At 70.4% G+C, this 12,309-nt stretch carries 12 protein-coding genes; 3 read left to right on the forward strand and 9 right to left on the reverse strand.

What is annotated here, in order from left to right:
* The 3 genes from tatB to ACJQWM_RS09800 form a co-directional block, all read right to left on the reverse strand.
* On the reverse strand, positions 1–419 hold a 419-nt coding region (tatB, locus tag ACJQWM_RS09790), incomplete at its 3' end, for a Sec-independent protein translocase protein TatB (RefSeq protein WP_411306795.1).
* Between the two features lie 30 nt (positions 420–449).
* Positions 450–704 carry a Sec-independent protein translocase subunit TatA gene (tatA, locus tag ACJQWM_RS09795; RefSeq protein ID WP_332708160.1) on the reverse strand — a complete coding sequence of 85 codons (255 nt, stop codon included), beginning with the start codon at positions 702–704 and terminating at the stop codon, positions 450–452.
* 158 nt (positions 705–862) lie between these two features.
* On the reverse strand, positions 863–1,723 hold the full coding sequence (locus ACJQWM_RS09800; RefSeq protein WP_411306796.1) for a lipid-binding SYLF domain-containing protein: 861 nt from the start codon (positions 1,721–1,723) through the stop codon (positions 863–865).
* A 229-nt stretch (positions 1,724–1,952) separates the two neighbouring features.
* On the opposite strand from ACJQWM_RS09800, the gene hemH reads away from it, so the two are divergent.
* On the forward strand, positions 1,953–2,945 hold the full coding sequence (gene hemH, locus ACJQWM_RS09805) for a ferrochelatase (protein WP_332707467.1): 993 nt from the start codon (positions 1,953–1,955) through the stop codon (positions 2,943–2,945).
* A gap of 171 nt (positions 2,946–3,116) precedes the next feature.
* Positions 3,117–3,968, forward strand: coding sequence for an alpha/beta fold hydrolase (locus ACJQWM_RS09810; protein ID WP_332707469.1), 852 nt, complete (start codon positions 3,117–3,119; stop codon positions 3,966–3,968).
* Positions 3,969–4,088: 120 nt separating this feature from the next.
* Here ACJQWM_RS09810 and ACJQWM_RS09815 read toward each other — a convergent pair whose 3' ends face one another.
* The 3 genes from ACJQWM_RS09815 to ttcA form a co-directional block, all read right to left on the reverse strand.
* The gene (locus tag ACJQWM_RS09815) at positions 4,089–4,871 is read right to left on the reverse strand and encodes a YgjP family zinc-dependent metalloprotease (RefSeq protein ID WP_332707472.1); all 783 of its coding nucleotides are present in this window, start codon (positions 4,869–4,871) and stop codon (positions 4,089–4,091) included.
* Between the two features lie 112 nt (positions 4,872–4,983).
* Positions 4,984–5,904, reverse strand: coding sequence for a recombination-associated protein RdgC (locus ACJQWM_RS09820; RefSeq protein ID WP_332707475.1), 921 nt, complete (start codon positions 5,902–5,904; stop codon positions 4,984–4,986).
* 48 nt (positions 5,905–5,952) lie between these two features.
* Entirely contained in the window at positions 5,953–6,804 is an 852-nt protein-coding gene (ttcA, locus tag ACJQWM_RS09825) for a tRNA 2-thiocytidine(32) synthetase TtcA (RefSeq protein WP_332707478.1), read from the reverse strand.
* Positions 6,805–6,871: 67 nt separating this feature from the next.
* Here ttcA and ACJQWM_RS09830 point away from each other — a divergent pair, with 67 nt between their 5' ends.
* Positions 6,872–7,090: a YdcH family protein gene (locus ACJQWM_RS09830; protein ID WP_330970181.1), complete on the forward strand. Its 219-nt coding sequence runs from the start codon at positions 6,872–6,874 to the stop codon at positions 7,088–7,090.
* A 154-nt stretch (positions 7,091–7,244) separates the two neighbouring features.
* Here ACJQWM_RS09830 and plsB read toward each other — a convergent pair whose 3' ends face one another.
* The 3 genes from plsB to ACJQWM_RS09845 all read right to left on the reverse strand — a co-directional run bounded on the left by plsB (position 7,245) and on the right by ACJQWM_RS09845 (position 12,264).
* Positions 7,245–9,971, reverse strand: a complete 2,727-nt coding sequence (plsB, locus tag ACJQWM_RS09835; RefSeq protein WP_411306807.1) for a glycerol-3-phosphate 1-O-acyltransferase PlsB — start codon at positions 9,969–9,971, stop codon at positions 7,245–7,247.
* Positions 9,972–10,178: 207 nt separating this feature from the next.
* A complete protein-coding gene (locus ACJQWM_RS09840) occupies positions 10,179–11,120 on the reverse strand; it encodes a hypothetical protein (RefSeq protein WP_332707485.1) in 942 nt (313 codons plus the stop codon).
* Between the two features lie 208 nt (positions 11,121–11,328).
* A complete protein-coding gene (locus ACJQWM_RS09845) occupies positions 11,329–12,264 on the reverse strand; it encodes an HAD family acid phosphatase (RefSeq protein WP_332707488.1) in 936 nt (311 codons plus the stop codon).
* Positions 12,265–12,309 lie beyond the last annotated feature (45 nt).

The following is a 12,309-nucleotide window of genomic DNA, read 5'->3' on the forward strand; positions in this document are numbered from 1 at the left end:
TCGCCCGGCTCGGGGTCGCGGCGCTGCGGATCCGGCGCCGGATCGGTCGGTTCGCGCCGTTCCGGCGCGGGCGGCTCCGGCTCCGGCCGCTCGTGTTGCGGCGCGGATTCGTGCTGCAGCCGGTCGGGCTGCGCGCTGTCAGGGTCGAGACTGCGAAATTCGCGCTGCATGTCCTGTCCGCTGCGTTGCAGGTCGTCGCGGGCCTCGCGCAGGTCGTCGTGGGTCTGCCGCAGGCTGCGCTTGAACTCCTCGTCGGCCAGCTCGTGCTCCAGTTCGGACTTCACCGAGTACCACTGCGCACGCGCGCGGCGCACCCACAGCCCGGCGAAGCGCGCGGCCTTGGGCAGGCGTTCGGGACCGAGCACCAGCAGCGCGACCAGCGCGACCAGGAATAGCTCGGAGAAGCCGATATCGAACATGGTCGAACGCCGTCGACGCCGCGCGCGGCGTCAGCGTGGCGTGCGGTCGTCGTGGCGCGGCGGCGTGTCCGCGTCCTGCTTGGGGGCATCGCTGCGCGGCACGTCGGCGCTGCGCGACTCGTCGCGCAACTGCGCATCGGGGCCGTCGTCATCCTTCACGCCTTTCTTGAAGCCACGCACCGCTTCGCCGAGGTCCTGGCCGACGTTCTTCAGGCGCTTGGTGCCGAACACCAGCACCACGACCACCAGCACCACCAGCCAGTGCCAGATACTCAAACTGCCCATGGGAATGCTCGGTCGCGAGGGGGACTCAGGATACCGCAGCAGCACTGGGTCAACGGTGAACCGTCAACGGTGAACAGGAGAGGCAAACCGCGAAAGCCGGACGCGCAGCCACTGCGCCTGCCCGCGCCCCACTCTTGACCGTTCACCCATTTACCCCGTCATGGCAGCGGCTCGACCTGGGTCGGGCTCTCTACGGTCTCGAACGGCTGGGGCTGGGGCTGCGGCTGGGGCTGCGGCTGTCCGGGGCTCCGGCCCTGGGCCGGCGGGGTCTGTGCGCTTGCCTGCGCGCCGGCCTGGACCGCCGCCCGGCCGCGGCCGGTGCCGCGGGCGTAGCTGGCCGCGGCGGTGGCTTCCTCGAGCTGGTCGCGGAAGTCGACGATTGCGTTGGATGGCTGCTGCGCCGCGCGGCCTTCGAAGATCATCCGCGGCGTGGTGCCCTGGCCGTAGGCCGCCTGGTTGGCGTCGTCATCGATGCTCAGCACCGCGCCGTCGAGCGCCACGCCGGCGAACAGCCCGCGTGCGCGCGACCACGACCAGATCTCTGCCTCCAGTTGGCCGTCGGTGGCCATCGCGGTGCTGCGCCCGATCGGGCCGGCGGCGATGCTGGCGTCGCCGCCGAGGGTGATCTTGCCGTTGACGATCGAGTCGAGCCCGCGCTGGCTGGTGAACACCAGCACGATGTCGGAGGACTGCACGCCGGCCTGGAAGCCGATGCTGCCGCCGGTGAGCTTGACGAAGGCCGGGTTGGACCAGGTGCCGTCGGGGCTCCTGACCGAGACCACGCCATGGCCGCGGCGGCCGCCGAACACCAGTCCGATCTTCAGCGTGTCGGGCACTACCACTATCCCGCGCGCCTGGTCGAGCAGCTTGTCGGGGATCGCCGACTCCGGGATGTCCTGGATGTCGGTCAGCACGCGCAGCGCGTTGCGCGCGCGGGCGTCCTCGGTGGGTCCGGCCACCGCGGCCGTGGCGAAGCCGAAGGTCAGCAGCAGGATGGCAAGGCGCGGCAAGCGGTGCATGGCGAACTCCAGCGAAGCGAATGGGGTGGTGGCGTGGACCGCGAGCGGCACGAGTTGGTTCAGGCTAGGCAGGCGGCAATGAATCGCCACGGAACTGGTGCATCGCGCTCCAGGTTGCCCCGGGGTGGTCGCCCAGGGTGGTCGTCCCCAGCGTGGTGGCGCCGATCTTCCCGCGCCCTGCCGGCAGCGGGCAAGCCGCTGCGGCGCCCGAGCCTGTCATCCTATGCCGATGACCGCGACATCCGCTTCCCAAACCCTGCCCGCTGACACCACGGCCGTGGTGCTGGTCAACCTCGGCACGCCCGACGCGCCGACCGCGCCGGCGGTGCGCCGCTATCTCGCCGAGTTCCTGCACGACCGCCGCGTGGTCGATCTGACGCGCTGGCTGTGGTGCCCGCTGCTGCACTTCGGCATCCTGCCGATCCGCTCGCCGAAGGTCGCGCGGAAATATGCGAGCGTCTGGCTGCCCGGTGCCGATGGCGGTTCGCCGCTGGCCGTGTACACCCGGCGGCTGGCCGCAGCGGTGCAGCGCGAGCTGCCCGACGCGCGCGTGATCGATGCAATGCGCTACGGCAATCCGGCGCTGGCGGGCGTACTGCAGCAGTTGCGCGCCGACGGCGCCGGTCGCGTGCTGGTGCTGCCGCTGTATCCGCAGTATTCGACCTCGACCACCGCGTCGGTCGGCGACGTACTGGCGCGCATCGACGGCTTGCCGGCGCGCATGGTCGAGGACTACCACCTCGATGCGGGCTGGGTCGCGGCGGTGGCCGCATCGATCCGCGCGCACTGGCAGGCGCAGGGCGCCGGCGAGCACCTGCTGTTCTCGTTCCACGGCCTGCCGCAGCGTTTCGCCGACAACGGCGACCCGTATCCGCGCCACTGCCAGGCCAGCGCCCGCGCCATCGCGCAGGCGCTGGAGCTGGCCGATGACGCCTGGACGCTGAGCTACCAGTCGCGCTTCGGTCGCGAGAAATGGCTGGAGCCGGCGACCAGCGTCACGCTGCAGGCGCTTGCGGCGCGTGGCGTGCGCCAGGTCGACGTGGTCGCGCCCGGATTTGCGGTCGACTGTTTGGAGACGCTGGAAGAGGTCGCGATGATGCTGGCGGAGGAGTTCGCCGAACGCGGCGGTCAGTTGCGCTATGTCCCGTGCCTCAACGACAGCGCGCCACATGCGCAGGCGCTGGCGGCAATCGTGCGGCGTGAGCTGGACGCGTGGCAGTGATGCGTTCTTCCGGCCGTGCCAGCGCTGCCTTGTCCGGTAGGAGCGACGTGAGTCGCGATTTCGCGGCTTCGATCGCTCGCATCATCGCGACTCACGTCGCTCCTACAAGGGCTGCATTGCGCTCTGCCATGGAAGCGACTGCGCACGGAAGTGGTCAGCTCCACCACGCCGATGCGTGAGTTCGCCATCGACACCCCGTTCGGCCGCATCAGTGGCCTGCGCCGAGACGTCGCCGGCGGTCCGCGCGTGCTTGCGCTGCATGGCTGGCTGGACAACGCGGCGAGTTTCGTACCGCTGGCGCCGCACCTGCCGGGGCTGGAGCTGGCCGCGCCCGATCTGCCCGGCCACGGCGCCAGCGCGCACCTGCCGGCGGCGGCGGACTACACCATGGTCGCGTTCGCACGTGCCGGTTTCGCGATCGCCGACGCGCTCGGCTGGGAGCGCTTCGGACTGCTCGCGCATTCGCTCGGCGGCGCGGTCGCCAGCGTGATGGCGGCAGCATGTCCTCAGCGCATCGAGCGCCTGCTGGTGATCGAGTCGCTCGGCGCGCTGGCCGAGGCCGACGACCGCACCGCGCAGCGTCTGCGCGAGGCGTTCGCCGCAGGGGCGCTGCCGCGCCGGCCGTTGCGCGTGTTCGACGACATCGCCACCGCGGTGCGCGCGCGCATGCAGGCCAATGCACTCAGCGAGGCAGTGGCGCGCCTGCTGGTCGAACGCGGTATCGCACCGGCCGCTGCCGATGCAGCCGGCTTCGTCTGGCGCAGCGATCCGCGGCTGACGCAGCCGACCGCGGTGCGCATCAGCGAAGCGCAGGTGCGCGACCTGGTCGCCGGCATCGCCTGCCCGACCCGGGTGATCTACGCCACCCCGGCGCAGCCCTATTTTCCCGAAGCGATCCGGCGTGCGCGCGCGGCGCTGCTGCCCGACGGCGAGCTGGTGGTGATGGACGGCAGCCACCACCTGCACATGGAGGACCCGGCCGGGGTGGCCGCGGCGATCGGCGACTTCTTCGATCGCCCATAGCAACCGACGCACCCGAGGTCCTGTAGGAGCGGCTTCAGCCGCGATCTGGAACAGTACGCGCCACCAAACATCCGATCGCGGCTGAAGCCGCTCCTACCAGGCGCGCGGTTCCGATCCGCCCTACGACAGCAACATGCGCAGCGTCGCCTTGAGCCGCCGGCCCTCGGCGCGGAAATAGTCGCGCTCCTCGCGCCAAGCCGGGAAGCGCACCTCGACTTCGCGCCAGAACGCGCGCGAATGGTCGGCGTGGATTAGATGGCACAGCTCGTGCACCAGCACGTACTCGAACGCCGAGCGCCGCGCCAGCACCAGCGACAGGTCCAGCGCCATCGAGCCGTCCGGCGCCAGCGAACCCCATTGCGAGGACATCACCTTGAAGCGGGTGCGGCGCGGGGGCCGCGGCAATCCAGGCAGGTAGCGCGGCAGCCAGCGGCCGAGATCGGTGCGCGCCTGCGCCTCGTAGAAATCGCGCAACGCGCGGCGTATCGCCGGCGCGCCGGCACGTGGCGGCACGGTGAATGCCAGCCCGGCGGCGTCGTCTTCGCCGACATGCTGCAGGCGTGTGTAGCGGCCGGCCTGCCACGCCAGTGGCAGCATCGCGCCGCGCAAGGGCAGAGAGTCGGTTTGGCCGCGCACGAGCCGTGGCAGCGCCTCGGCCGCATAGCTCGCGATCTGCTGCGCGAGCCAGTCGCGATGTTGTTCGACGAAGCGCTCGCCGGCCACGGCGCTGGCGCGCAGCGGCAGCGACAGCCGTGCACCGCGTTCGTCGACCGACAGCTTGATCCGGCGCGAGCGTGGGTCGCGCACGCGGCGCACTTCCACCACGCGTCCGTCCGCTAGCGCGAGTGGGAACGAATCGGACTGGATCGTGCGCGGTGCGAGCAGGCGGAAGGGGTTGGGCATCGGCGTTGATCGTGGCGGGACCGAGCACATTGTAGGAGCGGCTTCAGCCGCGATCGGATGGTGCAACGGGCAATCGGTTCACGATCGCCGCTGAAGCCCCTCCTACAGGAGACTACGCCTCGACCTTGCTCAGCTTGAGTGCGCTTTCCAGCACCACGAACAAGCGCTTGACCTCCGCGCTCATCAGGGCGAAGCGCGCATCAAGCTCAGCGCGCACGTCATCGCGCTCGGTGCTCTCGAGCTGGTCGACCGCGCCGTCGAGCAGCTTGAACTTGCGCAGCACCAGGTCTTCGCCGAGCACGAACGAGACGTGGTCATCCAGGGTAAGCGCCAGCCGCGTCACCTGCTTGCCGGACTCCAGGTGCTTGTTGATCTCCTCGCCCTGCAGTTCCATGCGCTGGCACTTGACCACCGCGCCCTGGTCGACCGGATCGCGCAGCTCGCACTCGTCGCCGAGCGAGAGTCCCTCCGGCAACGTCTCGCCGGCGAGCCAGCCGGTCAGGATCGAGCGCGGCGCGACCTCGGCGTTGAGCGGCAGCGCCGGAAAGCTGCCGAGCGCGCGGCGGATCTCACTGGCGACGTTCTCCGCGCTCTTGCGACTGGAGGTATCGACCACGCAGAGGCCGTGCTCCAGGTCGAGCAGCGCATCGGTGCGGCCGGGCTTGATGAACGCGCGCGGCAGCAGGTCGACGATGAGCTCGTCCTTGATCCGCTTGCGGGTGCGACCGCCGGGCTTGCGGCCTTCCTTCTGCTCGATCTCGGCCAGCTTCTTGGCCAGCATGTCGTTGACCACCGAGCCGGGCAGCAGCCGGTCCTCGCCGCCGACGGTCAGCCACAGCGCATCGTTGATCCGGTGCGACATCGCCTCGGCATCGCGACCGGCATCTTGTCGACCAAATGGCGAGATGAAACCGCGCGAGGATAGCTCCATCGGGCCGACCGGCTTGAGCCGGCATTCCTCCAGGCCGGCGTCGAGGTCGTCGAGCTTGGTGGTGAGGGGGAAACGGAACAGCGTGAGGTTGCGAAAGAACATCGAAAGTCCTGCAAGGAAACGAAAAGGAGTTTTTCAGCCCCTCCTTTTTCAAAGGGGGGAACTGCTGTGTTGGGCTGTCAGCCCGAGAAAATCGAACAGCTTCGGATCGCTCAGCTGCGACGGGCGGATGTCGCCCAGCGCCCGCGAGATCGTCTCGATGCGCCCCGGCGCCTCGCGCTCCCAGTCGGCCATCATCCGCTGGACCTGCTTGCGCTGCAGGTTCTCCTGCGAGCCGCACAGGTTGCACGGGATGATCGGGAACTGCCGGGCCTGCGCGTACTGCGCGATGTCGTGCTCGCGCACATAGACGAGCGGGCGGATCACCACGTGGCGGCCGTCGTCGCTGAGCAGCTTGGGCGGCATGCCCGACAGCTTCGCGTGGAAGAACAGGTTGAGGAAGAACGTTGCGACCAGGTCGTCGCGGTGGTGGCCGAGCGCGATCTTGCTGAAGCCTTCTTGCGCGGCATACGAGTACAGCGCGCCGCGCCGCAGCCGCGAGCACAGCGAGCACATGGTCTTGCCCTCGGGCACCACGCGGGTGACCACCGAATAGGTGTCTTGCTCGAGGACCTTGTAGGTCACACCGAGCGACTCGAGATACGCGGGCAGCACGTGCTCGGGGAAATCGGGCTGCTTCTGGTCGAGGTTGACCGCGACCAGCTCGAACTTCACCGGCGCCTTCTTCTGCAGCTGCAGCAGGATATCGAGCATGGTGTAGCTGTCCTTGCCGCCCGACAGGCACACCATGACCTTGTCGCCGTCCTCGATCATGCCGAAGTCGGCGATCGCCTGGCCGACCTGGTGGCGCAGGCGCTTGCCCAGGCGCTCGGCATCGGGCGCCCGCGGCGGCGGCGCGGCCAGGGGCAGCGGATCGAGCAGGGGCAATGCACGGGTGTTCATCGGCCGGCCATTCTACCGGTCGCGGCATCGATGACGGTCGCCGCGGCCGCGCGCTAAGCTGCGATGCATGAGCGAAAGCGACGATCCCGCCGAGATTTCACGCCGTCTGGCCGAGCTGCGGGTCGAGCATCGCGACCTCGACGCCGCGATTGCGCGCCTTGCCCCGCTGCAACTGGATAGCGAGCATGACGACCTCGCGCTGAAACGGCTGAAGAAGCGCAAGTTGCTGCTCAAGGACTGCATCGCGCGGCTGGAGAGCGCACTGATCCCGGACGAGCCGGCCTGAGCGGCCAAGGCCGGCCGTAGGAGCGGCTTCAGCCGCGAACCACAATGGTGTCCTTGCGGCCTCACCCGATGCTGTCGCGGCGTTGCGCGGGGCTCACCTTGGCCGGGACGAAAAGCTCGCGGCTGAAGCCGCTCCTACAGGGGGGGCGTTGCGGCTATGCCGCGGTGTCGCCGGGCCTGGCTGCCGCCGGGCTGACCTTCTCGATGGTGTGGCGCAGTTCGCGGCCGAGGATGAACTTGGCGTCCTTGGCCCAGGCCTCCAGGCGCGCGTCGAACACGAGTTTGCCGGCCTCGTCGGCCCAGACCAGCTTGAGTTCGCGCAACTTCTGGATGAAGCCGCGGAACAGGGTCTTGTCGAAGAACTCCGGCGCGGCCGGCGCGTACAGCAGGCTCAGGCGCTGCGCGGCCAGTTGGCACAGGCTTTCCAGCTCGCCGGCCGACAGCGTGCCGGCGCCGTTTTTCACCAGCACCGAGATGGCGATGTAGTAGCGCTCGAACGCCTGCTGCAGCGAGTGGCCGATCGCGCGCAGGCGGAACACCTCGTCGGTCTGGCCGGCGTTGCGCGCCAGGATGCCGCCGTCGTCCTCGCCGACCTGCTCGAGCAGGCCCTCGCGCATGAACAGGTCGGTGGTGCGCGACAGGCGCTGCACGAAACCGTCCTCGTCCCATGGCAGGAACAGCTCGGCCTGCAGGAACGGGTACACGCTGCGGCCCAGTCGCAGCACGCTGTTGCGGCTCATGCGGCGGTTGTGCTGGAAACAGCACGCGATCCACGAGGCGCCGGTGAACAGGTGCAGCACGTTGTTGCGGAAGTAGCTCAGCAGCACCGCGTTGTCGCCGCTCACCCCGAGCACGTCGCCGAGCGGGTGCGGGGTACGGGTGAGCACGCCGATGTCCTCGCCGTGGGCGACGATTTCGGCTGGCGTGTGCGGGGTCACGGTGACGCGGTCCAGCCGGCCCTCGGCACCGCGCTTGGCCCCGTCGGAATAGGGCACCTCGGCCAGCAGGGTCTTGCTCAGCGCAAGCTGGGCCAGCAGGTCGCCTTCGCCCATCGCGTGCTTGGGCGTGGACAGCAGCGCCAGTGCGAGCAGGTTGATCGGGTTGACGTCGGCGGCGCGGTTGACGTTGATCTGGATGCGCTCGGAGATGTGGCTGACCGCGGCCGGCAGCCAGGCCGGTTTTTCGTCCTCGGCCAGCGGCTCGCCGCGCCACTGCGGCGCGTGCTCGGCAAGCACCTCGCTGAGCCGGATGGGTTCGCCGAAATTCACCACCACCTGGCCGTAGTTGGAGCGCAGCACCTTCGGGATGCCGGCCAGCAGCGCCCAGATCGACTCCTTCCGCTTGGGCTTGCCGGAGAGCTCGTCGAGGTAGCTGCCGCCTTCCATGAGCTTCTCGTAGCCGATGTAGACCGGCTGGAACAACACCGGTCGGGTCGGCTGGCGCAGGTAGCCGCGCACGGTCATCGAGACCATGCCGCCCTTTGGCGGCAGCAGCCGGCCGGTGCGCGAGCGGCCACCCTCCACGAAGTATTCGATCGAGTAGCCGCCCGACACCAGCTGGGCGACGTACTCGCCCAGCACCGCCGAGTACAGCGCGCTGCCGCGGATCGAGCGGCGGATGAAGAACGCGCCGCCCTTGCGCAGCACGCCGCCGATCACCGGCAGGTTGAGGTTGATGCCGGCCACGATGTGCGGCGGCACGGTGCCGCGCGCGTACAGCAGGTACGACAGCAGCAGGTAATCCATGTGGCTGCGGTGGCACGGCACGTAGACCACCTCGTGCCCGGGCGCGTCCTGCTTGAGCTGGTCCAGGTGATGCACCAGCACGCCGCGGTAGATCCGGTTCCAGATCGGGGTCAGCATGAAGCTCAGCGAGCGCACCACCGGATGCGAGTAGTCCGCGGCGATCTCGTAGGCGTAGGCGTGCGCCTTCTTCCAGGCGTCGGCATAGCTGGAGCCGTCGCGCCGGGCCTGGATGGTGATCGCCTCCTTGACCGGCACGGCGGCCAGCACCCGGTCCACCAGCAGGCGCCGGGTCGACAGGTCCGGCCCGATCACCGCCGCGCGGATCAGCCGGAAGTGCGTACGCAGCACGCGCGAGAGCTTGCGCACCGTGCGTTCGGGCGGCAGGCCTTCGTCGATGACGCTGCGCAGCGACACCGGCGGGGCGAACCGCACCATGGTGTGGCGGCCGTTGAGCGCGATTGCGAGCAGCCGCCGGAAACCGCCGACCAGGGTCCAATTTTCCGAGAACAGCACCGAGAACCAGCCGCTGCTGTGGGCCGGGGCGCGGCCTACGAAGATCGACACCGGCACCAGTTGCACGTCCAGTGACGCATCGGCGCGGTGCGCGTCCAGCAGCCGGGCCAGCGAACCGGAGTGGGTGGTCGGCGACGGCGGGTTCTGGCCGAGCGACTGCAACGGCGCCAGCGCGCTGGCGTTGCGCCGCGACAGCGCGACATAGGCGCGCTTGCGGCCCAGCAGGTCGTCGGCCAGCGGCTGCAGCGGCGACGGCAGTCCGGTCTGGCGGCAGGCGCGCTCCAGGATCAGCGCGTTGGACAGGCCGTAGTCCTCCAGCACGTAGCAGACCGGACGGCCCTGGCCGTCGTCATGCTCGGCCGGCGTCCGCGGTTCGACCGTGAGCGTCACCCACGGCGCCATCAGCTTGCCCAGCAGCCGCAGCCACCAGGGGCCGCGGCTGCTGGACGGCCGCGCGTGGGCGGGTGCCGGGCGCGGCGGCGGCGTGGCGGCAGTGGCGATGGGCAACTCGTCCTGGGTGGGGTGTCCGGGCGACGGTGGCGCGGCTGGGTCGATCACGCGTGGCCGAACCGGACCGTCGGGCGCCGGGTCGGTCGCGGCCGAAGAGGCGGATTCCTCCGGCAGGTCCTGATCGCGCCCGGCATCGCTGGGCAGCCGGGGACCCGCGGCGGTCAGCGCGGCGGGCGCCGCCGGATCCTTGGGACCGTGGTCGGCGGTGGAAGGTGGCGACGCGGGCGCGGCGCCGGCCTCGACATCGCCGGGTGGGTCGCCGGCGCTGGCTCCGGGGAACGGCAGGGGTGTCTGTTTGGGCATCCCGGCCATTATGCCGGTTCAGCCGGTGGGCGCCCCGCGCTGCGGGTCGGGTGCCACAGGCGCGGCGGGCGCCGCCGCTGCCGAGACCGTCATCTCCGGCGCCGGGCCGGCCTCGGCTTCGGCATGACGCAGCGCATCGCTCAGGTACCAGCGGCCGTCGCGGCGCTCCAGCCGCACGATCGCATCGATCGGCTGGGTGCCCAGGGTGTAGCGCAGGCGCACCCGTGCGGTATCGCCGGTCTGCTCGAGGAGGCTGGCGTCGATGCTGCCGAGCGCGGCGTCCAGGTCCAGCCCGTAGTCGACCAGCGTCTGCTTGAAGCGGCCGAAAAACGGCCCCAGTCGCTGCAGACTGCGGTCCATGCCGAACCGGGCATAGGCGTCCGGATCGGTCAGGCCGGTCAGGCGCGCGGCGGCGGCCAGCTGCGGGATCGCGGTCCTGGCACGCTGCGGATCGCCCAGCGGCGCCTGCCGGCCCCACTGGCTCAGCGCGCCGATCAGCTGTACGTAATGCTCGCGCTCGACTTCGCTGTAGTCGCCCTCGCTGCGGACGTACTGCGCCGCGAACAGCCCCAGCGTGGCCGCGGCCGAGCGCAGTTCGCGGTGGGCGCCGGCGAACTGGCGCTGGTAGGTCGCCAGCAGCGCCGGTTCCGATTCGGGCGCGGCCAGGGAGCCGATGAAACCCGGCAGTTGCCGGTCCAGCGGCAGCTCGGTCAGGGGCCAGAGGGTGCGGCCTTCGCTCCATGCCGCCTCGATGCGCGCGTGCAGCTCCGGCGGCAGCGCGTGGCGGGCGTAGGCGGTGAGATCGTTGCGGCGCAGGTCGTCCGCGAGCCGGGTGACCGCCTCGACCGGCCCGGTCGGTTCGGCCGAGGCGGGATCCGCGGCCGGTGTGGCATTACGGTGGCACGCGGCCGACAGGGCCACGAGTGCGAGCGCGGCAAACGCGCGGTGGATCGATAACATCGGCGGCTCCCCAGTCGCTGGCGGCGGTGTCGTGCTGGCCACGCGCCCGGAGGGTACCAGCCCGGCCCGCGGCGGATCGGGGTGGGGTGCGCAGAAAGTGAGCTGGGTGGAGGCGCGCGAAGGCTGTGCCTGGGAACCGGCAGGTCGGGAGCTGTTTTTCGCTGCTGCTGGCTCAGGCCCGGACCGGCACTCGCCACTGCGACTGCCGCTACGGCGCCACGTCCAGCGCCGCACGCTTGGCCGCGCGGCGCGCCTCGCGCGGCTGGGTCCAGTCGTTGTTGAACGCGGCCGGCTCCCACGAACCATAGGTCGGGTTGGGCAGCATCCACCAGCGCTCGCCGAACCAGTCGCCGTACTCCTCCAGCAGATCGGCGCGGCCGGCGGCGGTGTTGCTGAGCACTTCGACGAAATCGCCGAGCTGATCGCCGAACTGCATCAGCACGCGATACTCGCGCCCGGCCCGCTGGCGCCGGCAGTTCTTTTCGCTGCCGTTCTGCTCGCAGCCCTCGACCACCGTGCCCAGGCCCATGAACACGCTGGAATCCTTGACCGGCAGGCCGACCGCGCGGAGGTTGGCGATCGTCGCCTCGTCCAGGTGCTGGGCGCGGTTGGAGATGTAGAGCAGAGTGATGCCCTTGGCATCGGCGGCGCGGGCGAACTCGACCACGCCCGGCAGCGCCCGCGCCTTCTTTTCGGCGACCCACCCCGCCCAGGTGACCTCGTTGTATTCCAGCCCGTTGCGGACCAGCCGCGCCTGGTAGGGCGAGTTGTCGAGCACGGTCTCGTCGATGTCCAGGATCACCGCCGGCGCCAGTCCGATGGCGGCGTTGGCGCGCTCCTCGGGCACCAGCGCGTCCCAGTTCGCCTCGGCCAGCGCCGTGTCCAGATGGTCGGCGGCGGCGCGAAAGGTCTGCAGGCTCAGCGCGCGGTATTCGGCCGAGGTCTGCACCCACAGCACCGCGTTGAGGTTGTCGTCGGCCGCGCCCGGATCGACCGCGCCAGCGATCGCGTCCTCACTCGCCGCCGGCGAGGCGGTCGACATCGCCGCGACTTCAGGCTCCGGCACCGGCGCTTCGGTGCGCTTGCAGGCGCCGAGCGCGAGGCTGCAGGCGAGGATGGAAACAGCGAGGGCGCGGGTGCGCATGCGCGGTGTACCGGTGGCGACGGAGCGGTGAGTGTAGCCGAGCAA

It is taken from the genome of Novilysobacter longmucuonensis (assembly GCF_046600735.1).
GTDB lineage: Bacteria > Pseudomonadota > Gammaproteobacteria > Xanthomonadales > Xanthomonadaceae > Novilysobacter_A > Novilysobacter_A longmucuonensis.